Origin of the sequence: Psychromicrobium silvestre, from assembly GCF_013408295.1 — a bacterium.
Classification (GTDB): Bacteria; Actinomycetota; Actinomycetes; order Actinomycetales; family Micrococcaceae; genus Renibacterium; species Renibacterium silvestre.
In genome coordinates, this window is record NZ_JACBYQ010000001.1 from 305,786 (window position 1) to 330,516 (window position 24,731).

The window sequence follows — 24,731 nt, forward strand, 5'->3', positions numbered from 1 at the left end:
AACTGTGCATTTTGCTGTAGCGGAGCAGATTGGGGGTGAATTTGTTCCGCTGGTCGCAGTATTTGCAGTCGGAGTTCGGAGGCAAGACGGGCGACAGGGTGCGTTGCTCTCATCATTGCCCACCCGATATGTCTATACTCGCGATAGCTGCCCCGCAATGGGGCATCACTTTTAGGGGCGGGTATGTCCACAATTCTGCTGGCGCCGGGCGTCGAGTTACCCGTCAGTGGCGAGCCCTTCGGTACTGTACCTGCCCGCGATGTGGACAATCTTCTTTCACGCATGCGCCTGAAGGCCCGCGTCCGCGTGGTGGTTCTTTTGGTCCTGTTGGCCGTAGGGTTCGCGCTTATCTGGCATGTTGGTCAGCCCTTGTGGGGCCAGTGGCCACAGGCGAATGCCAAGGTGACCAGCCACTTTGAATACCAGACCCGGGGAGTTCGTTGCAGCGTTGGACTCGATTTCATTGCGGAGAACAAGCAGGCACATAGCTATGCCACTCTCATGGATTCGTGTAATGATGTAGCCGCTGTTGGCTCTCAGGTTCAGATTCGTTTTGCCCCGGCCGACCCGGGTTGGGTGGTTCTGCCTTCTCGCCCCGGGTTTCCAATGCTCCAGCTATTTTTAACAGCCTTTGGACTGTCCTGGCCAATGCTTGGCTGGGCTCTCCTGACGTACTTCACAGTTCGTCGACTCCGCACGGTTCGTCAGGTGGGGGCAGGTTCGTGGCGCGAAGTGACCGGTGTGGTCGTGAACTCGACACTGGGCAAGGGCGGACTCCGGATCGTTTTGAGGACGACCAATCCCTGGGTGTCCGAAGCAGTGGTAACTTTTGGCACAAGGGGCATTAGCTACTTCCCCATACCGACCGCTGGAAGCACCCTCACGCTACGACTGGCCGGCAATGGAGGCGGCAAAGTACTAGTCGGGATCCCCGGGCACTGGGGAGAGAGTATCGGCAAAATTTCTCCGCCGGATCAGCAATCAGACGCAACGACGTAAGGGAACTTGACCCCAAAACTATTGATAGAACTGGGGCCTGAGGATGCGCGTTACATAACGTCAGGGGAGGGTCTCCCTACGACCGAACAGACCTGCTCCGCAGTGGAACGGTCGAACGGTTAGTTGAGTTTTGAGAGGGGGGCCCGGGCGCTACTGCTTCAATCCGCGGAGGAAACTGCGGAGGTCGTCGATGAGAAGTCCCGGTTCTTCGAGAGCGGCGAAGTGGCCGCCGTGGTGTTCGACGTTGCTTCAGCCGACAATCGTGTTTGCTTGGTTCGAGTGTGAGCGGATGCCGACGTCGTGCGCGAACTGGATTGCCGCGGTCGGCACCCCGGAGTTTACTGGTGCGGTTCCCCAGGAGCTTTGGGCGTAGCCGACGTACGCGGACGATCCGCCGCTGGTAGTGAACCAGTACAGCGAGGCATTCGCCAGGATCCACTCGCGTTCGAGGATCTCATCAGGCGCCGTCTCGAGTGGCCAGGTCCAGGCACGGAACTTGTCGAGCATCCAGGCCAACTGGGCAACAGGGGAGTCGGCAAGGGCGACGCCGACCAGGCCAGGGCGGGTGGACTGGATGGCAATGTAGCCATACTCCTCGTTCATGAACCTGCCGACGCACGCCATCCGGTCCTGGTTGAGGGGGGGCTCATCGCGGCTCGGGCGTCCTCGCCGAGGTCGTCTGGAAAGCTAAGTGCGCCGTTGACGTGCACACCGATCACCTTTTCGGGTGCAATACGGGCGATCTCCGGGGAGATGGAGGCACCGAGGTCGCCGCTTTGCACGGCAAAGCGCCCGTAGCCGAGACGGTCCATCAGTTCAACCCATGCAGCAGCGATGTGCGCTGAAGTCCAGCCGGCGCTATGAAGCGGGGTGGAGAAGCCGAAGCCGGGTAGCGAGGGGACGATCAGATGCATGGCATCTGCCCTGTCGCCGCCGTGGGATTCCGGGTCGGTGAGCGGGCCGATGAGGTGTGTGAACTCGAGGAACGATCCGGGCCAGCCATGGGTGAGGAGCACCGGAGTCGCCTCCGGCACGGCAGAGCGAACGTGCACAAAGTGGATTCGTTGGCCGTCGATGACCGTCGTGAACTGTGGGACCTCATTCAGGCGTGCCTCGAAGACACGCCAATCGAAATCGTTGGCCCAGGCGGTGATGAGTTCGTGGAGGTAGCCGCTGGGGATGCCCGTGTCCCAGTCGTCTCCGGGTAGTGGGGCGGGCGACCGGGTGGCGCGGAGTCGGGCGACTAGATCGTCTAGCTCTGTTTGGGGAATGTCGATGTGGAAGGGAGCGATCATGTTGTCTTGTGTGGGTTCCATAAGGACACACTTTCAGGCAAGGCGGACAGCTCTTGTCCGGCTGATCGGAGATGATGGTTTCTATGTAGGAAACACTCGGACGATTACTGCGGCTATTGGAGCTCCTGCAGCGACGGCGCGACTGGAACGCCGAGCAACTCGCCGAAGAGCTTGACGTGACGCCACGCACTGTGCGGCGCGACATCGGACGGTGCGGGAGCTCGGCTACCCTGTCGCGACCGTGCTGGTCTCCCTCTGGGACATGGTGGCCAATACTGCCACCGACGCCAGCACTACCGAGGGAGCCTTGAGCGCGTTCGATAAACTGCATCGGGTTGTGCCACCTCAGTTGCGGCCCGTCGTCGCGGCGTTCTTAGCCCACACCAGCAGCCTCGACCTGGGGGACAGCAATCGATGCACCGACTGGATCGGTCAATATCACCACGCTCGTGCTGATCGCCCGCGCCTGCCGCGATTGCCGACAAATCCTATGCCAGTACCGCCGCTACTCGGGCGAGACCGGAAACCGGCAGCTCGAACCGTTGCACCTCGTGCACGCAATGGGCCACTTGTACCTCATCGCCTACAGTCTCGAGGCCGCTGGTGGGCGCACCTTCCGTGTCGACCGACGCATCGATGCGGAGATCACGAACAAGCCCAGTTACGCGCGGAAACCGCCAGCCGAGGACCTGCACGATTATGTGACCGCGCAGTTGGCAGCCAGCTGGCAGCATGTGAGCGGGACCGTCCGTGTGCACGCTCCGCGCGCCACGGTCGACGCCTGGATCAAGCAGGGCTGGGGAACGGTCACCGAGGAGACTGCTGATACGTGAATTGTGAACGCGGCTGCTGACAGTTACCAGGCAATGGCCCAATGGCTGCTCCTGATCGGCGCCCACCTCACCGTTCTGGAGTCGGCCGAGCTCCGCACCGCATTCACGGACCTGGCAGCCGAGATCGCCCGCATCGCTGATGACAATCCCGCCCGGGAACCTACCACATGACGGACCGTCAGCGGGCGCTTTGAAGCGAGACTCGGCTCGAGTCGCTGAGCGAGTTGTCCGTGAGGAACCTTTACTGGCAGGGTTTGGGGCTCGACCGATTTAGATTGCTATTCTTGCGATTATGCCAAGCTCGTTGATCGAGGTCCGACGTTCCTATACCTCGGATGAGGAAGTTGCCATCATGGATGCCGTTCACGCGGCTCTGGTGGCGGCATTCAAGATCCCCGACGATGATCGCTTTATTCGCTTCGCTTGCTATGAGCCGCACCGTATGGTCAATGGTCTTGCTGCTGGGCAGGAAGACTACTATACGCGGGTGACTATCGACTGCTTCGCGGGCCGCTCACTTGATGCTAAACGTAACCTGTACCGAGAGATAGTCGAAAGGCTCGAAGCAGTCGGCATTCCTCGTGATGGTGTCTCGATTCTCTTGCGAGAGAGCCCGCCGGAGAATTGGGGAGCCGGCGGACAAGCGGCCAGTGACTACGAGCTCGGCTTCGACATAAACGTGTGAGTGTGAAAGAGCCAGTGCCAAGGAGCGGGAGACTGCATCAAGGAGTTTAGCGCCTTATCCGCGTCATGGCGTCGACCGTCACGTATGTATCGGCGGAGTCTGTCCATTTCGGGTGCCGAGAGGCGCGGTACCTGGCAGTTGCCTGCACTTGGTAACCATTTCCGTATGCGGAACCTTGAACGGACGGATTGGCCGTCTTGGTTGAAATTGTTTCTTGCTAGGGTTGGAGGCCCTCTCCGGCGCTGAAGGCATGCCGGTATTGGCTGGGAGTCAAGGAGGTAGATTTCTTGAAGATGCTGCGGAAGTTGGTACCTGACCCTAGCCCGACTGAGGAAGCGATTCTGTCAATTGGTGCCATCGTCGTTTCGAGTAGCCCCTTGGCGCGTTCGACCCGTTGATTTGCAAGCCATTTCATGGGAGTGGTTCCTGCATGCATCTCAAATCTACGCGCGAGTGTTCTTTCACTGAGTGCGGTCGCGGCGCAGATGTCCGCGATCGTGATCGGTTGGTGCATGTGCTTTGTTGCCCATTCCATGGCAGCTGCGACGTCCGTTGGCTGGTCCGAGTTGCCGAACATTGGCCGGTGCTCAATGAATTGCGATTGGGTGCCTTCACGGCGTGGAGCGGAAACGATCGATCGGGCCGTCAGGTTTCCTTGCGCGACACCCCAGTCGCTCCGGACCAGGTGAAGGCACAGGTCAATCCCTGCCGCGACACCGGCGGAGGTGAGCACCTGACCGTTGTCGACGAAGAGAACATTTTCATCCACAGTGATTCGTGGGAAGAGGCGGGCGAGGTCGGCGGTGGATTCCCAATGGGTGGTGGCTGACAGGCCGTCCAAGATTCCTGCCTGAGCCAGCGCAAAGGCACCCGAACAGATCGAAACCATGCGGGCTCCGCGTTGATGCGCTGCAACCAAGGCGCCGAGGATATTGTCCGGGAGTGGGTCGCGGGAGCGTGTGTAACCGGGAATGATTACAGTGTCGGCTTCGGCTAATAGATCAAGTCCACGGTCTGGAGCCACCGAGAACCCGCCCGAGGCGACGACCGGCCGACCGCCAGCCGCACACGTTGCCACGTCATATAGGCCGGGCGTATTACGCCCAAGAATCTGGATCGGTATGCCAAAATCCAGGGCTAGGACCTCCGGCAGTGCCAGGATCGCGACCTTGATCCGGCTCAGGTCACTCACAAGACCAGTGCTGTTCTTTGGTGAATTGGCAGGATTCTTTTGCATAGTGGCTATCCTGTCACTGTTGGGTCTGCTTGCCCAGTGGAATCGTGGAAACATGACCAAACCTGCTCCGCGTTTTCGAAACCTGCTCATCCGTCTCATCGCAGCCCAGGCCTGTTACTACATGATTGTCAGCATCGACCTGACCCTTACCGGCTTGGTGGGAATGTCGTTGGTGCCCATCCCGGCGTTGATGACACTGCCATTGAGTCTTATCGTCGTGGTCGGCACGGCTTGTTCGTTCATTGCAGGCCATGCCGCTGCCCGCTTCGGGTACCGACCTGTCATGCTTGTTGGGGCGCTCACTGCGATTGTTGGCGGGGTCCTTTCGGCGATCGCCGTCGCATCACACTCATTCATCCTGTTTTGTGTGGGGACTGCCTTGACCGGTGGATACAGGGCGGTGGGCGGATTTCTGCGTTTCGTGGCCTCAGAATACGCGCCACCGGCCAAGCGTGAACCTGCCCTGGCGTTGGTCATGTATGGCGGGATCATTGCGGCGGCGCTGGGGCCATTCGCGGCCATCGCCGCATCACAAGCGGCCGAGCAACCATACCTGGGGTCATGCTTATTGATAGCAATTCTGGGAATCGGCGCACTAATCCTTGCAGCGACCATGCCGCCAGCAACTGGCAGTGGCGTGGGAGTCCATAAGCCCGCGATCCAGATCCGGGACCGCACCGGCAATCCCCAGTTTCAGCAGGCAGTTCTCGTCCTGGCCGGTTCAGGACTTGTGATGACGCTTGTCATGGCGGCAGGCCCGTTGGCGAACGACCACGCAGGCCACGGTTCCGTCATGGGAGCGACAATGATCCAGTGGCACCTCGTCGGGATGTTTGCCCCGTCCGCGCTGAGCGCACTGTTTCTTAAGAGGTTTGGTACCTTCAAGACCAACGTCGCCGGTGCCCTGATCATTGCATGTGGGAGCGCAATAGGAACGATCTCCAGCTCCGGGTGGGGCATGACGGCGACAATGATGCTTGTTGGGGTCGGATGGAATGTTTTATTCGTTGCCGGGTCAGCACTACTGCTTCAGTCATACCCTCAAGGTCGAGGAGCGAAACTTCAAGGCTTTACTGACGGAACAACTGCCGCCATCTCAGCAACAGGATCTTTCGCTGCCGCCTGGCTTCTTCAAGGTTTGGGGTGGGGTGGCATCAATATCTTGGCCCTCACCGTAACCGCAAGCATCCTGTTAGGCCTTACCTGGCTGACCATCCGAGCCAGCAGAAGAAATTCAACCGAGCCAACGCAACCACAATCTTTGGCTACGGCCGACTCTGAGGACTGGAAACCACCTTCCGCCAACAAGCGTAGTAGTCGTGGCGACTTGGACACTGGTAGCGACTTCAAGGTTCCGTAGGTGGGACACCTGCCGCTATTCTTTCGTCCGCCCTGCTGAGTAGGTGTCCGAAAGGGATGTCCCGTTTCGACGTTGCCAATCTGTCCCGCAAGCCGGTGGTTCACAGCTGTGAGTGAACAGGATTTCGGAAATTTTCGAAACCGTGTGTTTTCGCAGGTGTCATACTCCCGTATGTCTTACCCAGGAAAAAACCTAGTGACGGGAGCCTAAACGGTGTACTCAAAACTATCACCGGATACGCGCGTGTATCCACCAATGATCAAGACTTCACGGCTCAGAAGAACGCTTGGCTGCCTCTTGGGGCGTCACCGGAAATGGCTTTCACCGACCGAGGCCCCACTGGCGCCAACCGGGCGCGGCCAGGGCTCGGACAGGCGCTGTCGGGGCGGGGATAACCTCGTCGTGACCAAGCTTGACCGCCTGGCCCGTTCATTGCGCGAGGCAAAGGACATGGTTGCTGAACTCACCCGTCGCGAGGTCAAGCTCAGCATAGGCTGGTTTGTCCACGCTCCCACCGGTTCGGAAAAGCTACTATTCCGCCGGTACCAGCGTCATCGACACCGAGTTGATGCAGTACCGCTTGTCAGTCGGTGTGCCGTAGCCCTCGCCCTCAAAGACGTGTCCCAAATGTGAGTCGCAAGCCGCGCAGCGTACCTCGACCCGCTCCATGCCCAGGCTGCGGTCATGGATATAGCGCACCTTGTCCTCGGCCAGTGGTGCAAAGAAAGATGGCCAGCCGCAGTGCGAGTCGAACTTCTCATTGCTGCGGAACAGCTCGGCCCCGCAGGCGCGGCACTGATAGACACCCTCGGTGTGCGTATCGGTGTACTCGCCCACAAACGCTCGCTCGGTTCCGGCCTGACGGAGCACCCGATACTCTTCCGGGCTCAACTCAGCCCACCACTGCTCCTCGGTTTTCACCACGGTGGGCACGGCAGAGTTCTGGAAATAGCTGGAGTTTGAAGAAGATTCAGTCACGTTGATTCAACGCTCAGGAGTCGCCAATAAATCCCGAGCCGGAGTAGAGGTGCAATACCGGCAGTCCCAGCTTGTCCTGCGCGCGGGTGGCCCAATCGGTATGGAAAGTGTCCTCAAGCGCATGCGGCTCGGTCACCACTACCGCTTGCCGGGCTGAACTGGCCTGAACCTCGGATACTAAGCCTGCGACGGCGTCTCCCTCAATGACCTTGCCGCTCACGGTGGCCTTGCTGGACTTCAAAGCAGCCAGGGAGCTTTCCAGGGTCGCCTGGGCGCGTTCCCGAGCCTCCGCTTTGGTCTCCCGGGAACCGAATTCCTTTAGGGCGGCTGGAATATCCAGCAGGCTCAGCTGATCGATCACATCAACCAGCAAATTCCGGCGCACATCATCCGGTACCAGGACGATCAATTCCGTCTGCTCGTCCTCGGCCAGTAGCCCGCTGATGTTTTCCACGTCGACCTCGCCTAACGGCGCTTCGGTCAGGATGATGATGGTGTCCGTCATGGCTTAAGCGTATCTCCCTACGGTTGTTATTCGTGCCATCGCCTGACACCCTGCGGGTGTTGCTAACTCGACTCAAGCCAATGGCTCGGACAGAATGGGAGCATGGCAGCACCACGCGCTCGGAAGTATTCGGCTTGGCTCAGTTGGCTCGCGCTCGGTGCAGCGGCAGGAGCCGGTGCTGCCTCGATCGCTGCGGCAGGTAGTTCGGCCCTAGCCGGATACTTCGCCCGTAAGGTAGTCACTCCGGAAAAAGAGCAGCCGGAGGATCTACCGATTCTTGCGGTGCTGCGCGAGGGCGAAGAACTGCACATTGTGTTCCCTGCTACCGAAGAGACCATTGTCGACGGACTCTATGGGCTGACCTTTGATGAGGGTCGGGGCAATGCTCGAATCGGCGCGATCCGTTCCTACGTGCCGCGTGAGGGCACCGTGTCTCGGGTGGTCGAAGAGGTGGTTTCGGGGGATCTGCAACACGCGATACGTGGTAAGTGGACCGGGGCGGTTTTCCAGAGTCCGGCCGAAATCGGCCTGGCCGCCGAGGATGTGGTGATCAACTTGCCGGTCGGTCCGGCCCCCGCCTGGCTCATCCGGCCTGCCCAGCAGAGCCTTTCCAGCTGGGCGATTATGGTGCATGGCAGGGGAGCCCGGCGCACCGAAGGCCTGCGCGCGGTGCGTACCGCGCGCGAACTGGGACTGACTAGCCTTTTGATGTCCTACCGTAACGACGGCGATGCCCCCGATGCCGAAGATGGACGCTACGGGCTTGGGTTCACGGAGTGGCGGGATGTGGAGGCAGCCATTGAGTTTGCGCTCAGCCACGGAGCCAAGGACGTTGTGCTCTTCGGTTATTCGATGGGTGGGGCGGTGTCCTTGCAAACTGTAGACCGCAGCCGTTACCGGCGGGAAGTCTTGGCTTTGGTCTTAGACGCGCCGGTGATCAACTGGATCGATGTGCTGGCACACCAAGCCGAATTGAATCGGATTCCGGCACCCATTGGCCGCTATGGCCAGCTAATGCTCAGCCATCCGCTGGGCAGACGAGTGACCGGCTTGGCCGCACCGGTAGATCTGAAAAGCCTGGACTGGGTCAGTCGGGCGGAGGAATTACGTACCCCAACCTTGATCCTGCACAGCAAGGATGACGACTTTGTGCCCTACGGTCCCTCAGTGGAGCTGGCTAAACGCAATCCGGAGCTGGTGACCTTCGTCGAGTTCTCCCAAGCTGCGCACACCAGGGAATGGAATGTGGATCCGGAGCACTGGGATGAGGTAGTGAAAGCCTGGCTGGGACCCCGGCTGGGCCACTATGACTTGCCCCGGGATACGGTTCCCGAGGAATTCTTGGACTAAAAGCCGCTCAGTTTTTGGCGATCCGGGCCAACACCGCGCTGCTCAGCCTGGCCAATTCGGTCGGAGCGATTTCGAGCTCCAGTCCGCGTCGACCAGCGGAGCAGAAAATGGTGCTGAATTCCAGCGCAGACTCGTCTAATACGGTGGGGTGGGGGAGCTTGCTGCCCAGTGGGGAGATCCCGCCCAACACGTATCCGGTACGGCGCTGAGCCAGCCACGGATCGGCAAGTTCCGCGCGCTTGGCATGCAGCGTGGTAGCTAGAGCCTTCAGATCGAGGTTGCCACTAACCGGTACGACGGCGGCAACCAGTTCGGTGCCCAGCTCGGCTGTCACTGCCACCATCAGGGTTTTAAAGACCCGAGGTTCCGGAACACCCAAGGCCTTAGCGGCTTCGATGCCATAAGAAGGTGCAGCGGCATCATGGCGATAGGAATGCAAGTTATAGACCACCCCGGCTGCGTCCAGTGCAGCGGTAGCCGGGGTGCTGCCCTTAGGTTGGCCCTTTTGTTGATGACCCTTGTGCTGATGGGCCCGCGGGGCTGCGCCGGGCTTCACGCCAAGGCGCGCAACTGGCGTTTGATCCTGCCCAGCATGGCGGACATGCCGCGCAAGCGGAGCGGAGTCAGGGCGCGCATCAGGCCGAGCTTTTCGGGCATGTCGTCCGGTACTGCCAGAATCTCCGCCCGAGTACGTCCGTTGAGTCCCTCATGTAATACACTCGCGAAACCGCGAGTAGTGGGCGCCTCAGCCGGGGCCGAGAAATAGAGCTGAACGCCGCCGTCGTCATCCTCTTCAACCGTGAGGAAAAGCGGGGACTGACACTCCACCACTTGTTCCAGTAACTCGGGATGATTCGCCAGCCGCTCGGGGAGCGCCGGAAGATTCCGGGAGAACTCCAAGAGTAGTTGCAGGCGTTCCGGTTCCTCAAGGGCCTGGAAATCGTCCACGATCTCCACAAGTGCTGCGGGCATGCTGGTTTCGGTCACGTTATTCAGAATACGTCTTTCGCGCGGTGCTGTTTAGCGGTGTGACTTATTGGCAGTTCGTCTCTCCGGGGTCAGATCGTGCCCGGAGCTTCTCCCTTTGCAATCGGAACCCGCACGGCATTGCCCCACTCGGTCCAGGAGCCATCGTAATTGCGTACCTTTTCGAAGCCCAGCAGATGCTTGAGCACGAACCAGGTGTGGCTGGAACGCTCGCCAATCCGGCAGTAAGCCACCACATCGTCACCGGCACGCAGGCCGGCACCGTCAAAGTAAATGGCTTCTAGCTCGGCCCGACTGCGGAAAGTGCCATCCTCGGCTGCCGCCTTTGCCCAGGGCACGGAGGCCGCGGTGGGAATGTGTCCTCCGCGCAGCGCGCCTTCTTCGGGGTAAGCCGGCATTGAGGTGCGTGCGCCGGTGTATTCCTCGGGGGAGCGGACGTCGATCAGTGGGCCCTGGCCAAGATGGTTCAGTACCTCGTCTTTGAAGGCTCGGATTTCAGCATCTTCGCGCTGTACGACGGGATAGTCGACGGCGGTTGGTGCTGCCGTCTCGGTGCTCAGCTCGCGACCCTCGGTGATCCACTTATCCCGGCCACCATCGATCAAGCGGACGTCCTGGTGGCCGAAGAGGGTGAAGACCCAGAGCGCGTAAGCAGCCCACCAATTGGACTTGTCACCGTAGATCACCACGGTGGTTTCCCGGGTGATCCCCTTGGCACCCAGCAGTTTCGCGAAGGCTTCACCGTCGATGTAATCCCGGGTATCCGCATCGTTCAGATCGGTATGCCAGTCGATTTTGACCGCGCCGGGGATATGCCCAGTCTCGTAGAGCAGAATGTCCTCATCGGACTCCACCACGGCTAGTTCGCTGGTGCCGAGCTTTCCAGCCGCAATAGCATCGGCCACCCACTCGGTGGAAACTAACCGCTCGGGGTGGGCATAATCGGTAAATTTTTCCGCAGTGTCGGCTGAAACGCTCATGCTCGGATTCCTTATCTAAGAACTCTTGTCAGAGAGGGCTACTGGAAGCTTCCTTCAAGCCTAACCACCGGGCCCGACAAATGCTTCCGAAGGTCACAGAAGGACATATGCACCGCGCCGGGGCGATATCCTAGGCAGTGCACCTACCGCCTTTGCTGTACGCCGGTCACCTCGTGCGGCAGCCAGCTGGGAGTTATCTCAGAGCCATCTCAGCGTCATCTTGGAACGGATTGATCTTGGTCAACGTAGAACATCTCGCCACCCGCACTCCTTCGGTTTCCGTGGACGAGCTGCTCAAAGGGTTCTACCCCTCACCGAGATTCGGCGAGGTGTCCTTTGCCAGTTATCGGCCGGATCCTGCTCAACCTTCGCAGGCAGCCGCAGTACGAGCCCTAGAAACGTTCTCCAGCACCATCGGCGGCTCCGAGGCGCGCGGGCTACGGAAGCTTTTCGCGGCTAAGAAACCCAGCTCTCGCGCCGGGATTTACCTTGATGGTGGTTTCGGAGTGGGCAAGACCCACTTGCTGGCTTCGCTCTGGCACTCCGCGCCCGGGCCCAAGGCCTTTGGAACCTTCGTGGAATACACCAATCTGGTGGGAGCACTTTCCTTCCACAAAACAGTGGAGGCGCTCAAACAGTACAAACTGGTCTGCATCGATGAATTCGAGCTGGACGATCCCGGTGACACGGTGTTGATGTCCCGCCTGATGCGTGAATTGGCCGATGCCGGGGTCAAACTTGCCGCTACTTCCAACACCTTGCCCGGGTCCTTGGGCGAGGGACGATTCGCGGCGGTGGACTTCCAAAGGGAGATCCAGGTCTTGGCCGAGCAATTTGATGTGGTGCGGATCGACGGCGAGGATTACCGGCACCGTGGGCTGCCCACCCCGCCTGCTCCCTTGGAGGAGAGCCAGATAGCGGCTGCCGTTCAAGCCGAATTCGGTTCGGCCGGCGCCCAACGCACCGTTGCCGAAGACGACTTCTCACAGTTGCTTGGACATCTGGCCGGAGTTCATCCGAGCCGGTACCGGCAATTGATCGACGGGATTGACGGTGTGGTCTGGCACGGGGTGCGGACCATTACCGAACAGTCGGTGGCACTCAGATTCGTCGTGCTCGCGGATCGGCTTTACGACAAGGATGTGCCGATTTTAGCCAGCGGGGTGCCATTCGACCAGCTGTTCAGCGCTGAGATGATGGCTGGCGGCTACCTGAAGAAGTATTACCGGGCGGTCTCCCGGCTGACAGCCTTGGCCCGGGAAGCCCAGCTGCAGAGTGCTTCGGAGCTAGCACCCCGGGGCGGGGTAGAGGCAGATGCCGTGGAGACAGATGCCGTGGAGACAACCGGTTCGCTAACGACGACGCAGCAGCCAGCGGACTAATAAGCCGGCAAGCAGCGCCCAGAAAGCCGCGCCAATGCCGAGGAAACTCAGCCCCGAGGCGGCCATGAGGAAGGTGACCACCGCTCCGATTCGCTCGCTAGGCTCGGAGAGCGCCGCGGAAATCGAACTAGCCAGGGTGGAGAGCAGGGCCAGCCCGGCCACCGCCTCAAGTAGGCCGGCAGGAGCCGCGGCCACCAGGGTTACCAGGGCAGCGGAGAGAGCAGCCAACAAGAGGTAGATCCAGCCTGAGGAGAAGGCTGCTATCCAACGTCGCCGCGGATCCCGGCCAGCCTCCTCACCAGCCGCCAGGGCAGCGCTAAGCGCCGCTAGATTAATAGCGTGGCCGCCGAACGGGGCACCCAGCACGGTCCCGGCTCCGGTTACCAGCATCGATGCCCGCCAGGGTGTATCGAAGCCGAAGGACTTCAACACGGCGACTCCCGGAACATTCTGCGAAGCCATCGTGACGATGAACAGCGGCAGCGCGATTCCAGCCATTGCCTGCCAACTGAAACCCGGGGTGGTCCAGACCAAGGTAGGTACCAACTGGGCGGAGGAGAGCGTGCTGCCGGAAACCAGAAGTTGCACTCCGATCACGACGAGCGCAACCAGGAGCGCCACCGGTACCGCCCAGCGTGCGGCGAACTTCATCATCAGCAACCAGGTAACGATGATGGGGATGACGAGTAGGGGAGTTGAGCCCAGAGCCTTGAAGGGGGCTAGGCAGAGCGAAAGCAGCACACCGGCCAGCATCGCTTGAGCCAGCGCTACTGGAATCTTCCCGATAAGACGTCCCAGTGCCGGAATTAGGCCGGTCAGTACGACCAGGACGCCCACGGCAAGGAAGGCTCCGACGGCGGCCGGCCAGCCGCCGTCGACCGCTCCGGTGCTGACCAGCAGGGCGGCACCGGGGGTGGACCAGGCAAGGGTGATCGGAAGTTTGCTGCGCCAAGACAGCAGCAGGATGCCGAGCCCGAAACTCAGGGTGAGGGCGAGTAGCCCCGAGGCAGCCTGCGCATCATTGGCTCCCACCGCGCGTAGGCCCGCTAGCACGACGGCAAAGGAAGAGGTAAAGCCAACTAGGGCGGTGACCACTCCGGCAACGATGGGGCGGGAGAGTTCGGCCTGCGGGGCTGTGGTCGTTGACACGGCTCTCCTGAAAGTGGTTGGAGCTCAGGACACGTCAAAGGCCGTCTGCGCTGCCTCACGGCAGGGCAGACGGCCTCTTTGACTTATATCGTGAGCGAAGGTCGGTTAGGCCTGGGGCTCAGTACCCTCAGCTGCAGGAGCTTCATCCTTGTTCAAGTTGTCAACAAAACCGCCAGCAGCATCCTGTGCGCCGTCGATCTGGTCCTTGAACTTGTCACCGGTCTTTTCGTCGATGAAATCGCCGACTTTCTCGATGCCTTCTTTGAGCTTATCCGCGTTATCGCCGATCAGATCCTCGGCCTTGCCCTTGATGTCGTCAAATAAAGACACGGGCACCTCCCTTCATTCAGCGGGGCCATCTTGCCCCCAACGGAACCCATATTAGACCGAGATTTATCTCAAGCCAAGAGGAATTAAATTTTCTTTACGGTACGGAGGGTGAAATGATGGGCGAGCCGAAGGCACCCGGACGAGGTGCGCCGTACCCGGCCAGCGAAAAGACGGCGCAAGGAGTGAGTCATGGCGTGGGTAATTTTGGTTATTTCCGGAGTCTTGGAAGCGGTTTGGGCAACGGCCCTGGGTAAGTCCGAAGGCTTTTCGAAACTTTGGCCGAGCGTGGTGTTCGGCGTGACAGTAGTGGCGAGCATGGCGGGTTTGGCCTGGGCGATGCGAACCCTACCGGTGGGTACTTCTTACGCTGTTTGGGTGGGGATTGGCGCCACGCTCACCGTAGGCTATGCCATGTTGACCGGAGCGGAGACTGTTTCGGTGCTGAAAATTCTGTTGCTGCTGGGCATCGTGGGCTGTGTAGTGGGACTCAAACTGCTGCACTGAAGCCTGCGAAGCTACGATTCGTAGAGCTCAGGCTGCTGGAGACTGATAACCCCTCTTGGGTAACCGTAGGCTGCTAATCTCGCCCTATGGGAGTTCAAAGCTTGATGCCGCAGGGGCCTTTCGACTTAGCCAATCAGAATTCTTTCTTTGGTGGGTGGCCGACTCTTGCCGCGGATAATAGCGCCCTTGTGGTGGCGTTGCCGATTGAGGGGCGGAGCGCCTCGGCGGCTGTTGTGGTCAGTCAAGATGCCGATGCAAAGATTCAATTCGAAGTTCACGGTACCGACCAGGCCAGTGCAGCGGACCAGGACAACGCAGCGGTCGAGCAGGTCCGGGCCGCGCTGTCTCTTGATATTGATGCGAGAGAATGGCCAGAAGTCGGCAGGAAAGAGCAACAAATCGGCCAGTTGCAAGACAAGTACGGATTCCTCCGACCCGTCCTGTTCAATTCCCCCTATGAAGCAGCCGCTCATTTCATCATTGGGCATCGGGTTTCGATGCAGCAGGCAAGGGTCATCCGGGCTCGGATGGCGGAGCAGCTGGGGGCTCGAATTGAGGTTCGGGGTGAAAGCTTTGCGGCGTTCCCCGATTCCGAACGTCTGCTCGAAGTCACCGAGTTTCCGGGGTTGAATAGTACGAAGATCCAGCGCTTGCATGGTGTTGCGCGGGCGGCGCTCGATGGCGTGCTGAACAGGAATCATTTGCGGAGCTTGTCTGTGGAGGAGGCCTTGGCGCAGCTGCGTACCATCGAGGGCATCGGTCCGTTCTTTGCCTCCGGAATACTCAACCGTGGCGCCGGTGTTGTCGATGGGGTGACCGACGACGAGCTCACCAAATACGCGGTCAAGCTCAGATATGGCTTAGCAGAGGATCCGACTCAGGCCGAGGTGCTGCGTATCGCTGAGAACTGGGCACCGTTCAGAATGTGGGCCGAAGTGTTGCTGCACATCTGGCTCCGGAGAGAAGCAGGCTTGCCCCGCCGTCGTCCGCGTTAGCCGTAACGGACCGTTCTCGATGATCGAAAGGTCAACTGAGGTTGGGGGACTCTAATTTTAGTTGAGCTGTCTCAGGACAAATGTTGTCCGGCATTGCCAGGAGTGGTCAATAACCAGGCAACAAAAAGCCCCCGGAATTCCGGGGGCTTTCTCTGTGGGCGATACTGGGATCGAACCAGTGACCTCTTCCGTGTCAGGGAAGCGCGCTACCGCTGCGCCAATCGCCCAATTCTCTCCAGACGAGAGGTGGGAACGGGATTCGAACCCGTGTACGCGGCTTTGCAGGCCGCTGCCTCGCCTCTCGGCCACCCCACCGGGTTCTAAACTTGCCCGCTGCTACTACTGCTGGCAAACGGGTTACGGTTGACAGTTTCCTGCGAGCGGATGACGAGATTCGAACTCGCGACCCTCACCTTGGCAAGGTGATGCTCTACCACTGAGCCACATCCGCAGAAGGAACGGGTTTTGGCCCTGAGTTGAGTTGTTGAGAACCAGCTTTTTGGGGCTAATTCGCGGTAACTTTCCTCGTGTTCCTGCGAGTAAAAACTCTATCCGACGATCCGGGAAACGCAAAATCACCTCCCTCGACGGCGCGTTTCCGGGCCTTCCGAGGCCCGGGCTCCGGTGCATCGCTCGGTTCCGGGATGGAAGTTCCAAGGGTGGAAGTTCCGGGGGCGGACCCCAAGGAGTCGAGATTCTCGCTGGGGCTGGATGCCTGAGCCCAGTGAGATTCGCATTTCAGTGGGACCAGGTACCTGAAAGTTGGGCGGCGGCCACCTCGGAGCAGTGGACAAAGCGGGGCATAGCAACAGGCCGTTGTGAGGGGGCCACGTCGATTAGGCAGCCTGGCGGAATATCAGATACGCTCTTTGAGCAGTATGCGGGCGATTGGCGCAGTGGTAGCGCGCTTCGTTCACACCGAAGAGGTCACTGGTTCGAACCCAGTATCGCCCACCGCACAGAAATGGCTTTGAACGATTGAACCTCGTTCAAAGCCATTTTGCTTCCAAGGCTGTTTTCGTCAGCCCAGTTCTTGGAGGCTCGCTCCAACTTTCGCACAATCTATGCTTAGCTGCATGGCGCAAAGCACAATCGGAAAATCCAGATACGCCACCGAAGAGTGGTTTCGGCGGCAGGGTCTACCTTATTTCGTGACGCCCCGGGATCGATCCCGGCACCTGCTAGCTCGCTCCGCACCCACGCTGTTTTACTTTGCGTTGCTGGCTTTCGCGCTCGCCCTCACCTCTCATTCCACCCTGCTGACAAAAGATAGTGACGCTATCAGTGACGAGGAAGCGTGGTTGGTACTGGTGATGCTGGCCGCGGTTATCTTGCTTCCGCTGGGGTGTGCCTTGCTAGCTCTCAGGCTTTTGCGGGGACGGACCGGCGCGGCCAGGCTAACCGCACTGGCGTCCTTCTTTCTGCTATTAGTGGTGGATCCTCTGCTCACGCTGGGTGCTACCGCAGACCGCTGGTGGGACGATATTTTGGCCAGCCTCCTTGTTTTGGCGATAGTTCTGTTGCTGATATTGGCGTTGACCTGGTTGGGTGTTGGGTCGCTCTTAGGCTGGAGTCTGCGCGCCGCGATTCGTCAGCTATCCGCCATCTGGCTGCTCGCTGCGATTGCCCTCCCGCTGCTCATCCTGGTGGTGATCTCGGTGTTCTACGCTCAAGAGTTCTGGCAAGTGGCGGCGACCCTGCAGCGTGGTCAGGTGTTCTGGCTTATCGTGTTTTTGCTGAGCATTGGCATGCTCTTTTTGATTTACAGCACGCGCAAGGAACTGCGCGATATGCCGGCCACGCTGAACCACGAGGACGTAAGCAATGATCCGGGGGAGGACGAGCCTAAGCCGCAGGGGAATTGGTCGGAACTCAATCGAGCCAAGCAAGCCAATATTGTTCTGGTAATGGTGCTCGCCCAGTGCTTCCAGGTGTTGATCTTTGGCGTCCTGGTCTTCGCTTTCATTATGGCGCTCAATGCGCTTTCGGTACCTCAATCTTTGGCGGTTCAGTGGGCCGGTAAACCGTCCGTGGACTTGCAGTTGCTGGGCATCAGCCTGCCGGTGCCGGAGGTTCCGGTTCGGGTGGCGGCCTTCCTGAGCGCTATCGCCGCACTGAACTTTGTGGTCTCGATTAACTCGAGTAAGGAGTATCGAGATGCCTTCTTCGATCCGCTGATCGTGCAAACTCAGCGGGCTCTGACCACTCACGCCGAGTATCAACGTGAATTGATACTCGAGAAAAAGAGCAGCGAAAGAGCTCGGGACAAAATAGACAGTGAGGGGTCGAAGAAAGCTGTGGAAGAGCCAGCTCAAACTGCTGCGCCGGAGCTATTGTCGGAGCCAGATGACATAGTGGAACCATGACTCAGCCAGCCTTAGCCCACGCCACCGAGTTCGGACGGATGTACGCCCGTTCGCTGACCGAGCAGCCGGTGGTGCCATCGATCACCACCGTGATCGGGATGGAAGCGATGGATTTGAGCGGCTGGGCGGGATACATGGCGGCCAGCGCACTCGCCGCGAATGCTGGCTTGGCGACGGCGGCGGGCAGCCCGGAACGGCTGCGGCCCTTGGTGCGGGAATCAGCAGGCGCTGCCGAGGCTTATCGCAATGACGCGGCGGCCCGTGGTGACCGGGTGCATTTCTATGCAGAGCAAATCGCTTTACGCAGCCTGGACCGGGAACACGAAGTGGATCGCGCCCGCTCCGAGCTGGCCGAGCACCAGGAAACGGGCTTCGCAGATCGCTTCGATGATTGGTGGAAAGACTATGCGGTGCAAGCCATCGCCCCGGAAGTGACCATTTGGAATCAGAGTGTGGGATACGCGGGAACCATGGATCTGGTGGCACAGATTTCCGGCAGATTGTGCTTGATCGACTACAAAACCAAGGGTACCGACCGGAATGGTGCGATCAAGACTCTAGATCCCAAGGTCGTGATGCAGCTGGTGGCCGGAATGAAGGCAGAAGAAGGCTTGCTGGACGCCGCCCAGGGCGGCTGGGAAGACTGGCGTTACGGTGATCAACCGCTCCTGCTGGCGGTGGCCATCGGGGAGACCGAGGTGCGCCCCTGGCGAGCCAATCCAGAGGTGCTACCGCAGTATTGGTACAAATTCTGTGCGCTGAGAAGGTTGTGGGAACGCAATGTCGAAGCGCATCGAGCCGGGCAGCCGCTTTTGACGGTGGCGCCGCCCGCTAATCCGTCCTAGGTGCCTGAGGCTTCTTTGGTCCCGGAATATTGGCCCTAGGTGACTGCCCCTAGAATATTGGGGACGGTTGATGCAGACAGATAGGGTTCAAGGGTTCATGGCTATTCTTCAGATCCGGCTGATCGGAGACCCGGTGCTGCGCACCGTGGCGGAGCCGGTTACCGAGTTCGGCCCGGAATTGGCCAAACTGATCGCGGACATGATGGAAACCATGGATGATGTGGATGGTGCGGGTCTGGCTGCGCCGCAGATTGGCGTGGGGAAGCGGATCTTCACCTACCGGATCGGTGATCAGTCTGGTCATGTGATCAACCCGGTGATCGAAAATGGCGAAGAAGATCAGCAGCCGGGAGCGGAAGGTTGCCTTTCCGTACCGGGCTTGGGCTTCGTCACCGCCCGTAAGCAATTCAGCCGGGTTCGCGGAGTTGATCTGAACGGTGAACCACTCACCATCGAAGCAGAGGGAATGCTGGCTCGTTGCTTGCAGCACGAAACCGACCACCTCGATGGCAAACTCTATGTGGACCGGCTGAGCGGCGAAGACCGGAAGTCCGCATTGCGGGCGATCCGGGACGAGAATTATGACCAGATCGCGGCTCGCACCACGGCTAAGCGTGCTCAGACGGTAGGGTCCAGTTTCAGTTCCGGCGCGAACTCCTTTTCCACCGCAGCGAACGCCCGTTCCCGAGCATGAAGGTACTTTTTGCGGGTACTCCCGCGGTGGCGATTCCAGCTCTGGAGGCTCTGCTGGCTGCCGGGTTCGACGTCGTCGGCGTGCTCAGCCGACCGGATGCACCACTGGGCCGCAAACGGGTCATGACGCCCTCCCCGGTGGCCGCACGCGCCCAGGAACTGGGGCTTCCGATACTCAAGGCCGCCAAAGTAGACGACGTTGCGCAGTCCGTGATTGCCGCTTGGCAGCCCGAAGTGGCAGCCATCGTCGCTTATGGCGCGCTGATTCCGAAGGCTGCGCTGACGATTCCCAGACACGGCTGGATCAACCTGCATTTCTCGCTGTTACCGGCCTGGCGGGGTGCTGCGCCGGTGCAACACGCGGTGATTCATGGTGACGAGCTGACCGGAGCCTCAACCTTCCTCCTGGAGGCAGGCCTGGACACTGGCCCGGTTTATGGCACGGTCACCGAACCGATCCAGGCCGAGGACACCAGTTCGGTCCTGCTGAACAGGCTTTCGCACTCAGGGGCGGTGCTTTTGCAGCAAACTCTCGCAGCCATCGAGACTGGGTCCGTGGTGCCGGTGCCGCAGAGTGGCGAGGTTTCGCTGGCACCTAAACTTGGCTTGGACGATGCCCGGATTGATTTCACTCAGCCAGCCCTGGCGATTTCTCGCCGGATCAGGGGCGTGACGGCAGAACCAGGCGCCTGGGCGCTGCTGGCCGGACAACGATTCAAATTCGGCCCGGTAACCCTCCGCGTGGAGCAAAGCGATCTGCAACCAGGGCAATTGCGGGTACTGAATGGCAATACCGCCCTGGTGGGAACCGGCTCACATGCCGTAGAACTTGGCCAGGTACAGGCCGCGGGGAAGAAGATGATGCCCGCCGCCGATTGGCTGCGCGGTTTAGCAGTAGCAGACGATATGAGGTTTGAATGAGCGAGCAGGGGCGGCGTAACGACCGCGGACGCGAACGAAATAGGGGAGCTGGTAGACGGGACTCCGAGGCTCCGCGGCGCGGGCAAGCTCCGGCACGGAAATTCTCTGAGGCCACTCCGGCACAGCGGGTTCGAGAAGCCGATCCGGCCCGCTTAGTTGCCTTCGAGGTAATGCGAGCGGTTTCCAAGGACAATGCCTATGCCAATTTGGTGCTTCCGGCGAAAATCCGGCAGTACCGCCTGGATAAGCGCGACGCCGGCCTGGCCACCGAGCTGAGTTATGGCGCCTTGCGGGCGAAGGGCAGTTACGACGCGATTATTGCTCGTTGCGTTGATCGAGCATTGAACGACGTCGAGGAAGCGATTCTGGACGCGCTGCGGCTCGGCACACACCAACTGTTGGCAATGCGCATCCCGCCACATGCTGCGGTCAATCAGACGGTTGGCTTGGCTCGCGCCGTGATTGGTGCGGGTCCGGCCTCGTTCATCAACGCGGTACTCCGCAAGATCGGTACCAAGGATTTAGCGGGCTGGTTCAGCGAACTGGGCGAAGGCGTGGAGGATCCCGTCAAACTGGCGGCACTGGAACATGCCCATCCGGAGTGGATCGTCCGGGCACTTCGCCAAGCTCTGGTGGCTCATGGCAGGCCAGTGCAGGAAATTACTGCTTTATTGGAAGCCGATAATGCCGCCCCGGTGGTTAACTTGCTGGCATTGCCGGGCATCGGGTCGCTCGAGGAAGCTTTTGCTGCCGACTTCACCTCCGGTCCTTTGGCCCCTGACTCCGCCTTGTCTTCCGGTGGGGATCCCGGACGGCTTAGCAGCATCCGGGAAGGTTCGGTACGAGTCCAAGATGTGGGCTCTCAATTGGTTGCGCGCGCGCTGGCTGAAGTCCCGTTGGCATCGAAGGGCTCAAAAGGTGGGGAACGCTGGCTCGATCTGTGTGCCGGGCCGGGAGGCAAAGCTGCGCTGCTGGCCGCACTTGCCTCGCGGAAGGGTGCCCGGCTGCTGGCCAATGAACCTCTGGAGCATCGAGCCGAATTGGTTCGTAAGGCCCTGACCGCGGTCCCTAGCGAAAGCTGGGAGGTCGTTATGGGTGATGGCCGGGCCTTCGGTGAGGAAGCGCCCGAGAGTTTTGATCGGATTATGGTCGATGCACCCTGTAGCGGGCTTGGTGCCTTGCGTCGTCGCCCGGAATCGCGGTGGAGACGGACCCCGGCCGAGGTTGCCGAGCTGAGCCAATTGCAGCGTGAGCTCCTGGGCTCGGCGCTCAAAGCGGTGAAACCCGGGGGAGTGGTGGCCTATGTGACCTGCTCGCCGCACCCGGCCGAGACCACCGCCGTCGTAGATGATCTGTTGTACAAACGCGATGACCTGGAGCTGCTGGACGCCGGAGCCGCCCTGGACGTGGTGGCATTGCAAGGTCTTCAGGCCGGGTTCGAAGGAACTGCTCAGCTCTGGCCCCATCTACATCAGACCGACGCCATGTTTTTGGCCCTGATCAAGAAGAAGGAGTCCTGATGAGTTGCGCCATTCACCCCAGCATTCTGTCCGCCGATTTCGTCAATCTGGAAGCGGAGCTGGCTCGGATTTCCACGGCAGATGCCGTCCATGTGGATGTGATGGACAATCACTTCGTGCCGAACCTGACGCTCGGGTTGCCGATTGTCTCAAGAATTCAGCAGGTCAGTCCGATTCCGCTCGATGTGCACCTGATGATCGCCGAGGTGGACCGATGGGCGCCCGGGTACGCGGAGCTGGGTGCGGCTTCGGTGACCTTCCATGTCGAGGCTTCCGCAGCTCCGGTCCGCTTGGCCAGGGAAATCCGCCAACGGGGAGCCAAGGCCGGACTAGCATTGCGGCCCGCTACTCCCGTGGAGCCCTATCTGGATTTGCTCGCCGAACTGGATCTGCTGCTGGTGATGACCGTGGAACCGGGCTTTGGCGGTCAAGCCTTCCTCGAGGTGATGCTGCCGAAGATTCGCCGGGCCCGGGCCGCCATTGACGGTTCCGGTGCAAGTGTTGCCTTGCAGGTGGACGGCGGGATTTCGGCGGAGACCATCGAGCGCGCAGCGGAAGCCGGAGCAGATGTTTTTGTGGCGGGCTCGGCGGTCTACAACACCCCAGACCCCGCCGTCGCCATCAGCCATTTACGCGCCCTGGGGAATCGGGTTTCCTGAGGGAATCGGCCTTAGCTAGCCGTAGCAGAGCCCACCGAGTTCACGAACTTGGTGGGCTCTGCTGTTTTATCCCGGTGAGAGTGCCGACTCAGTGGGACCTGGCGGTGGGTGGGTACGGAAATATGACTCCGAAGGAATAACAGACGCAGCCTCAGGGTTTTTGCTATGTGATAATCGTTAGATCAACGTGCTCCGGGGTCGGTGTAAGTCCGAACCGGCGGTTATAGTCCGCGACCCGTGCGCCTTCGAAAGAGGGCAATCGGTTGAATCGGTGAAATTCCGATACCGACAGTTAAAGTCTGGATGAGAGAAGCACGTACGATGCCGTGTCTGCGGTGCGCCTAAGGGCGTGCCCGGGCGGCATTGACGCTACCCCGGGGCCATCGCATTCGATGGAAAGGGGTAACTGTCCAATGACAGATATTCTGCGATGGCTCTTTGACGCCAAACTCGAATTCGCCGGTGGCGGATTCTTGCTCTGGCGGGAAGTGCTTGGCAATCTCTTCGGGCTGCTCAGCGCCCTCGGCGGAATGCGCCGCAAAGTTTGGGCCTGGCCGGTAGGCATCGTCGGTAATGTCTTACTTTTCACCGTGTTTATGGGCACCGTCTTCGGCGCGCCCAATCCGGTGAACCTCTACGGCCAAGCCGGTCGGCAAATCATGTTCATCCTGGTCTCCATCTACGGCTGGTACAGCTGGCAGCGGGCCCGGAAGGCAAGCCTGGGCAGCGAAGGCGGGCAGGCCGCCGTCGAACCTCGTTGGGCTTCGTGGCCGGCTCGGATTGGCCTGGTGGTTGCGCTCTTCGCCGGAACCGCTCTGCTCACCCCACTGTTCAAGGCCCTGGGCTCCTATGAGCCGGTCTGGGCGGACGCCTGGATCTTCATGGGTTCCTTGCTGGCTACTTACGGAATGGCTCGCGGTTGGGTGGAGTTCTGGCTGATCTGGGTTGCCGTGGACCTGGTCGGTGTGCCACTGCTATTCAGTGCGGGATACTACGCGAGCGCCTTTATGTACATCTTCTACGGAGCTTTCACTCTCACCGGCTTCTTCGTCTGGTGGCGGATACAGCGGCGCAAAGATCGTTCGGTTTCGGTGGAAACGGGTTTCCCGGATCCCACCGTGAGCATCAAGGATCACTGATGAGCAACGAACTGGAGGCCATGCAGGAAGCCCTGCGAGCCGCGCTAGGCGGGGTTCGGGGAGCGAATCCGTTGGTGGGTGCGGTGGTGCTGAGCCCCGCCGGGGAGGTGCTCAGCGTGGGCAGGCACGACGGCGCGGGAACGGCTCATGCGGAAGCTGCAGCTTTGGCGGCGCTCGCCCCAGGACAAGCACGCGGGGCTACCATGGTGGTCACCCTTGAACCCTGTGCCCATCACGGCCGGACCCCGGCTTGCAGCCAGGCAATTCTGGATGCCGGAATAAGCAGGGTGGTCCATGCGGTGGCCGATCCGCACGGCCCGGCGGCGGGAGGAGCGGAGCATTTACGGGCCGCCGGGGTAGCGGTGAGTCAGGGCCTTTTAGCCGAGCAGGCCACCGAGTTGAATCGGCGCTGGTTCGCTGCTGTGGCCGATAACCGGCCCTACACCAGCGTTCATATCGCCCAAACTCTGGACGGTCGGATCGCCGCCGCGGACGGTAGCAGCCAGTGGATCTCCAGCCCGGAATCGCTTGCCGCTAATCATGCACTACGTGCCAGGGTCGACGCCATGCTGGTGGGCACCGGTACCGTTTTTGCCGATAACCCGCGGCTAACCGCGCGTACTCCGCAGGGCGATCTGCAAGCGCGCCAGCCCCTCCGGGTGGTGTTGGGAGAGCGTGAAATCCCAGCCGATGCTGCCATTCGAGCCGATGATAATTGGCTACAAGTGCATGGCCACGATCCACTTGAGGCGGGCCGGGAATTGCGTGAACGCGGGGTGGAACACCTCATGGTGGAAGGCGGAGCGCAGGTCACGGCAGCCTTCCTGTCCGCCGACCTGGTCGATGAACTGATCATCTCCGTCGCCCCGACCATTCTGGGAGCGGGGATTTCCTCGATTGCCAATCTCGGCATTGAAACTCTCAGCCAGGCCCGCCACTTCCGCTGGGACCCGGCGGCCGACGTCGTCCGGCACGGCAGCGACCTGACCCTCACTCTGATCCCCGAAGGGAAGAATTGA

At 60.3% G+C, this 24,731-nt stretch carries 27 protein-coding genes, 4 tRNA genes, 2 pseudogenes and 2 riboswitches; of the genes and pseudogenes, 20 read left to right on the forward strand and 13 right to left on the reverse strand.

All coding sequences use genetic code 11. The annotated features are described in order from the left end of the window. The first annotated feature begins 183 nt into the window (after positions 1–183). On the forward strand, positions 184–999 hold the full coding sequence (locus FHU41_RS01435) for a DUF3592 domain-containing protein (protein WP_179387888.1): 816 nt from the start codon (positions 184–186) through the stop codon (positions 997–999). A gap of 249 nt (positions 1,000–1,248) precedes the next feature. Here FHU41_RS01435 and FHU41_RS14985 read toward each other — a convergent pair whose 3' ends face one another. Next, positions 1,249–1,602 (reverse strand): hypothetical protein, encoded by a 354-nt coding sequence (locus FHU41_RS14985; RefSeq protein WP_246279401.1) that lies wholly within the window; start codon positions 1,600–1,602, stop codon positions 1,249–1,251. Continuing rightward, entirely contained in the window at positions 1,599–2,315 is a 717-nt protein-coding gene (locus FHU41_RS14990; RefSeq protein ID WP_246279402.1) for an epoxide hydrolase family protein, read from the reverse strand. The genes FHU41_RS14985 and FHU41_RS14990 overlap by 4 nt, the downstream gene beginning before the upstream one ends. 95 nt (positions 2,316–2,410) lie before the next feature. Between FHU41_RS14990 and FHU41_RS15460 the strand changes: the two genes are divergently transcribed. The 4 genes from FHU41_RS15460 (at position 2,411) to FHU41_RS01460 (ending at position 3,812) form a co-directional block, all read left to right on the forward strand. Beyond that, positions 2,411–2,605, forward strand: coding sequence for an HTH domain-containing protein (locus FHU41_RS15460; RefSeq protein WP_425503220.1), 195 nt, complete (start codon positions 2,411–2,413; stop codon positions 2,603–2,605). A 138-nt stretch (positions 2,606–2,743) separates the two neighbouring features. Then, on the forward strand, positions 2,744–3,127 hold the full coding sequence (locus FHU41_RS01450) for a WYL domain-containing protein (RefSeq protein WP_179387889.1): 384 nt from the start codon (positions 2,744–2,746) through the stop codon (positions 3,125–3,127). Positions 3,128–3,130: 3 nt separating this feature from the next. Beyond that, the gene (locus tag FHU41_RS01455; protein WP_179387890.1) at positions 3,131–3,298 is read left to right on the forward strand and encodes a WCX domain-containing protein; all 168 of its coding nucleotides are present in this window, start codon (positions 3,131–3,133) and stop codon (positions 3,296–3,298) included. 121 nt (positions 3,299–3,419) lie between these two features. Beyond that, complete coding sequence (locus tag FHU41_RS01460) at positions 3,420–3,812, forward strand: tautomerase family protein (protein ID WP_179387891.1); 393 nt, start codon at positions 3,420–3,422, stop codon at positions 3,810–3,812. 217 nt (positions 3,813–4,029) lie between these two features. Here the strand turns inward: FHU41_RS01460 and FHU41_RS01465 are convergent, their stop codons facing one another. Then, a complete protein-coding gene (locus tag FHU41_RS01465; protein WP_179387892.1) occupies positions 4,030–5,049 on the reverse strand; it encodes a GlxA family transcriptional regulator in 1,020 nt (339 codons plus the stop codon). A gap of 1 nt (position 5,050) precedes the next feature. Between FHU41_RS01465 and FHU41_RS01470 the strand changes: the two genes are divergently transcribed. Together FHU41_RS01470 and FHU41_RS01475 are read left to right on the forward strand one after the other, a co-directional pair. After that, entirely contained in the window at positions 5,051–6,409 is a 1,359-nt protein-coding gene (locus tag FHU41_RS01470) for an MFS transporter (protein ID WP_218846898.1), read from the forward strand. Between the two features lie 227 nt (positions 6,410–6,636). Further along, positions 6,637–7,042 (forward strand): annotated as a pseudogene (locus FHU41_RS01475) (recombinase family protein). On the opposite strand, the gene msrB reads toward FHU41_RS01475, so the two are convergent. Next, positions 6,941–7,393 carry a peptide-methionine (R)-S-oxide reductase MsrB gene (gene msrB / locus FHU41_RS01480; RefSeq protein ID WP_343046278.1) on the reverse strand — a complete coding sequence of 151 codons (453 nt, stop codon included), beginning with the start codon at positions 7,391–7,393 and terminating at the stop codon, positions 6,941–6,943. The pseudogene FHU41_RS01475 and the gene msrB sit on opposite strands and share 102 nt — an antisense overlap. Positions 7,394–7,400: 7 nt before the next feature. Next, positions 7,401–7,892: a hypothetical protein gene (locus tag FHU41_RS01485; RefSeq protein ID WP_179387895.1), complete on the reverse strand. Its 492-nt coding sequence runs from the start codon at positions 7,890–7,892 to the stop codon at positions 7,401–7,403. A 102-nt stretch (positions 7,893–7,994) separates the two neighbouring features. Here FHU41_RS01485 and FHU41_RS01490 point away from each other — a divergent pair, with 102 nt between their 5' ends. After that, on the forward strand, positions 7,995–9,242 hold the full coding sequence (locus tag FHU41_RS01490) for an alpha/beta hydrolase family protein (protein WP_179387896.1): 1,248 nt from the start codon (positions 7,995–7,997) through the stop codon (positions 9,240–9,242). A 7-nt stretch (positions 9,243–9,249) separates the two neighbouring features. Here FHU41_RS01490 and FHU41_RS01495 read toward each other — a convergent pair whose 3' ends face one another. From FHU41_RS01495 to FHU41_RS01505, 3 genes are all read right to left on the reverse strand, one after another. Next, positions 9,250–9,708 (reverse strand): aminoacyl-tRNA deacylase, encoded by a 459-nt coding sequence (locus FHU41_RS01495; protein WP_218847020.1) that lies wholly within the window; start codon positions 9,706–9,708, stop codon positions 9,250–9,252. Between the two features lie 86 nt (positions 9,709–9,794). Then, on the reverse strand, positions 9,795–10,214 hold the full coding sequence (locus FHU41_RS01500) for a SufE family protein (RefSeq protein ID WP_179389062.1): 420 nt from the start codon (positions 10,212–10,214) through the stop codon (positions 9,795–9,797). A gap of 86 nt (positions 10,215–10,300) precedes the next feature. After that, on the reverse strand, positions 10,301–11,209 hold the full coding sequence (locus FHU41_RS01505) for a sulfurtransferase (protein ID WP_179387898.1): 909 nt from the start codon (positions 11,207–11,209) through the stop codon (positions 10,301–10,303). Positions 11,210–11,445: 236 nt separating this feature from the next. Between FHU41_RS01505 and zapE the strand changes: the two are divergent. Beyond that, a pseudogene (zapE, locus tag FHU41_RS01510) lies at positions 11,446–12,477 on the forward strand (cell division protein ZapE); the annotation flags it as partial. Positions 12,478–12,561: 84 nt separating this feature from the next. On the opposite strand, the gene FHU41_RS01515 reads toward zapE, so the two are convergent. Both FHU41_RS01515 and FHU41_RS01520 read right to left on the reverse strand, forming a co-directional pair. Further along, positions 12,562–13,740, reverse strand: a complete 1,179-nt coding sequence (locus tag FHU41_RS01515) for a benzoate/H(+) symporter BenE family transporter (RefSeq protein WP_343046215.1) — start codon at positions 13,738–13,740, stop codon at positions 12,562–12,564. A gap of 105 nt (positions 13,741–13,845) precedes the next feature. Beyond that, positions 13,846–14,070, reverse strand: a complete 225-nt coding sequence (locus FHU41_RS01520; RefSeq protein WP_179387900.1) for an Rv0909 family putative TA system antitoxin — start codon at positions 14,068–14,070, stop codon at positions 13,846–13,848. 119 nt (positions 14,071–14,189) lie between these two features. Further along, positions 14,190–14,250, forward strand: a riboswitch (guanidine-III (ykkC-III) riboswitch). 9 nt (positions 14,251–14,259) lie between these two features. On the opposite strand from FHU41_RS01520, the gene FHU41_RS01525 reads away from it, so the two are divergent. Both FHU41_RS01525 and FHU41_RS01530 read left to right on the forward strand, forming a co-directional pair. Further along, a complete protein-coding gene (locus FHU41_RS01525) occupies positions 14,260–14,574 on the forward strand; it encodes a DMT family transporter (protein ID WP_179387901.1) in 315 nt (104 codons plus the stop codon). An 86-nt stretch (positions 14,575–14,660) separates the two neighbouring features. Then, positions 14,661–15,569 (forward strand): DNA-3-methyladenine glycosylase family protein, encoded by a 909-nt coding sequence (locus tag FHU41_RS01530; RefSeq protein ID WP_179387902.1) that lies wholly within the window; start codon positions 14,661–14,663, stop codon positions 15,567–15,569. 155 nt (positions 15,570–15,724) lie between these two features. Here the strand turns inward: FHU41_RS01530 and FHU41_RS01535 are convergent. From FHU41_RS01535 to FHU41_RS01545, 3 genes are all read right to left on the reverse strand, one after another. Continuing rightward, positions 15,725–15,796 (reverse strand) — tRNA-Val (locus FHU41_RS01535). A gap of 17 nt (positions 15,797–15,813) precedes the next feature. After that, positions 15,814–15,884 (reverse strand) — tRNA-Cys (locus tag FHU41_RS01540). Positions 15,885–15,948: 64 nt separating this feature from the next. After that, positions 15,949–16,020 (reverse strand) — tRNA-Gly (locus FHU41_RS01545). Between the two features lie 431 nt (positions 16,021–16,451). Between FHU41_RS01545 and FHU41_RS01550 the strand changes: the two genes are divergently transcribed. From FHU41_RS01550 to ribD, 9 genes are all read left to right on the forward strand, one after another. Further along, a tRNA-Val gene (locus FHU41_RS01550) sits at positions 16,452–16,523 on the forward strand. Between the two features lie 122 nt (positions 16,524–16,645). After that, positions 16,646–17,935, forward strand: a complete 1,290-nt coding sequence (locus FHU41_RS01555; protein WP_179387903.1) for a hypothetical protein — start codon at positions 16,646–16,648, stop codon at positions 17,933–17,935. Next, positions 17,932–18,780, forward strand: coding sequence for a cytochrome (locus FHU41_RS01560; RefSeq protein ID WP_179387904.1), 849 nt, complete (start codon positions 17,932–17,934; stop codon positions 18,778–18,780). Before FHU41_RS01555 ends, FHU41_RS01560 begins: the two co-directional genes overlap by 4 nt. Before the next feature lie 97 nt (positions 18,781–18,877). After that, on the forward strand, positions 18,878–19,474 hold the full coding sequence (gene def, locus FHU41_RS01565) for a peptide deformylase (RefSeq protein WP_179387905.1): 597 nt from the start codon (positions 18,878–18,880) through the stop codon (positions 19,472–19,474). Further along, positions 19,471–20,394 carry a methionyl-tRNA formyltransferase gene (gene fmt, locus FHU41_RS01570; protein WP_179387906.1) on the forward strand — a complete coding sequence of 308 codons (924 nt, stop codon included), beginning with the start codon at positions 19,471–19,473 and terminating at the stop codon, positions 20,392–20,394. The genes def and fmt overlap by 4 nt, the downstream gene beginning before the upstream one ends. Continuing rightward, positions 20,391–21,914, forward strand: coding sequence for an RsmB/NOP family class I SAM-dependent RNA methyltransferase (locus FHU41_RS01575; RefSeq protein ID WP_179387907.1), 1,524 nt, complete (start codon positions 20,391–20,393; stop codon positions 21,912–21,914). The genes fmt and FHU41_RS01575 overlap by 4 nt, the downstream gene beginning before the upstream one ends. Beyond that, a complete protein-coding gene (gene rpe, locus FHU41_RS01580) occupies positions 21,914–22,573 on the forward strand; it encodes a ribulose-phosphate 3-epimerase (protein WP_425503221.1) in 660 nt (219 codons plus the stop codon). Before FHU41_RS01575 ends, rpe begins: the two co-directional genes overlap by 1 nt. Before the next feature lie 184 nt (positions 22,574–22,757). Continuing rightward, positions 22,758–22,892, forward strand: a riboswitch (FMN riboswitch). A 94-nt stretch (positions 22,893–22,986) separates the two neighbouring features. Beyond that, positions 22,987–23,712, forward strand: a complete 726-nt coding sequence (gene pnuC, locus FHU41_RS01585; RefSeq protein WP_246279403.1) for a nicotinamide riboside transporter PnuC — start codon at positions 22,987–22,989, stop codon at positions 23,710–23,712. Beyond that, a complete protein-coding gene (ribD, locus tag FHU41_RS01590) occupies positions 23,712–24,731 on the forward strand; it encodes a bifunctional diaminohydroxyphosphoribosylaminopyrimidine deaminase/5-amino-6-(5-phosphoribosylamino)uracil reductase RibD (RefSeq protein ID WP_179387909.1) in 1,020 nt (339 codons plus the stop codon). Before pnuC ends, ribD begins: the two co-directional genes overlap by 1 nt.

Bases quoted from the DNA above. Each gene is read 5' to 3' on its own strand.
- FHU41_RS01435 (WP_179387888.1), top strand. From the start codon at position 184: ATGTCCACAATTCTGCTGGCGCCGGGCGTCGAGTTACCCGTCAGTGGC.
- FHU41_RS14985 (WP_246279401.1), bottom strand. From the start codon at position 1,602: ATGAACGAGGAGTATGGCTACATTGCCATCCAGTCCACCCGCCCTGGC.
- FHU41_RS14990 (WP_246279402.1), bottom strand. From the start codon at position 2,315: ATGGAACCCACACAAGACAACATGATCGCTCCCTTCCACATCGACATT.
- FHU41_RS01460 (WP_179387891.1), top strand. From the start codon at position 3,420: ATGCCAAGCTCGTTGATCGAGGTCCGACGTTCCTATACCTCGGATGAG.
- FHU41_RS01465 (WP_179387892.1), bottom strand. From the start codon at position 5,049: ATGCAAAAGAATCCTGCCAATTCACCAAAGAACAGCACTGGTCTTGTG.
- FHU41_RS01485 (WP_179387895.1), bottom strand. From the start codon at position 7,892: ATGACGGACACCATCATCATCCTGACCGAAGCGCCGTTAGGCGAGGTC.
- FHU41_RS01490 (WP_179387896.1), top strand. From the start codon at position 7,995: ATGGCAGCACCACGCGCTCGGAAGTATTCGGCTTGGCTCAGTTGGCTC.
- FHU41_RS01500 (WP_179389062.1), bottom strand. From the start codon at position 10,214: ATGCCCGCAGCACTTGTGGAGATCGTGGACGATTTCCAGGCCCTTGAG.
- FHU41_RS01505 (WP_179387898.1), bottom strand. From the start codon at position 11,209: ATGAGCGTTTCAGCCGACACTGCGGAAAAATTTACCGATTATGCCCAC.
- FHU41_RS01525 (WP_179387901.1), top strand. From the start codon at position 14,260: ATGGCGTGGGTAATTTTGGTTATTTCCGGAGTCTTGGAAGCGGTTTGG.
- FHU41_RS01530 (WP_179387902.1), top strand. From the start codon at position 14,661: ATGGGAGTTCAAAGCTTGATGCCGCAGGGGCCTTTCGACTTAGCCAAT.
- FHU41_RS01555 (WP_179387903.1), top strand. From the start codon at position 16,646: ATGGCGCAAAGCACAATCGGAAAATCCAGATACGCCACCGAAGAGTGG.
- FHU41_RS01560 (WP_179387904.1), top strand. From the start codon at position 17,932: ATGACTCAGCCAGCCTTAGCCCACGCCACCGAGTTCGGACGGATGTAC.
- def (WP_179387905.1), top strand. From the start codon at position 18,878: ATGGCTATTCTTCAGATCCGGCTGATCGGAGACCCGGTGCTGCGCACC.
- fmt (WP_179387906.1), top strand. From the start codon at position 19,471: ATGAAGGTACTTTTTGCGGGTACTCCCGCGGTGGCGATTCCAGCTCTG.
- FHU41_RS01575 (WP_179387907.1), top strand. From the start codon at position 20,391: ATGAGCGAGCAGGGGCGGCGTAACGACCGCGGACGCGAACGAAATAGG.
- rpe (WP_425503221.1), top strand. From the start codon at position 21,914: ATGAGTTGCGCCATTCACCCCAGCATTCTGTCCGCCGATTTCGTCAAT.
- pnuC (WP_246279403.1), top strand. From the start codon at position 22,987: ATGACAGATATTCTGCGATGGCTCTTTGACGCCAAACTCGAATTCGCC.
- ribD (WP_179387909.1), top strand. From the start codon at position 23,712: ATGAGCAACGAACTGGAGGCCATGCAGGAAGCCCTGCGAGCCGCGCTA.